The organism is Rhodoglobus galactosidasius (assembly GCF_054957775.1).
In genome coordinates, this window is the sequence record NZ_JBQIAV010000031.1 from 1 (window position 1) to 261 (window position 261).

Genomic DNA, 261 nt, shown 5'->3' on the forward strand with positions numbered 1-261 from the left:
TACTAATAAGTCGATAAATTGATAACACCCCACCTCACCGGAACCCTTTAGGGTTGCGATGGTGACTGAGAAGAATTCTCGCGTCCACTTTGTGGTTCCCGATTTACGGTCGGGAACTGCGCCCAGCACACATTGCTCGGGATCCACCTTCGGGAGGGTTCCAGGTTATGTTTACTGGCCCAGACTGATACATAAATCAATAGTGTTTCGGCGGCCATAGCGAGAGGGAAACGCCCGGTTACATTCCGAACCCGGAAGCTA

The 261-nt window shown here is 51.3% G+C and carries 1 rRNA gene; it reads left to right on the forward strand.

Annotated features, from left to right (window positions below):
- Window positions 1-206: 206 nt before the first annotated feature.
- Window positions 207-261, forward strand: a 5S ribosomal RNA gene (gene rrf, locus ACTJJW_RS14755); the annotation flags it as partial.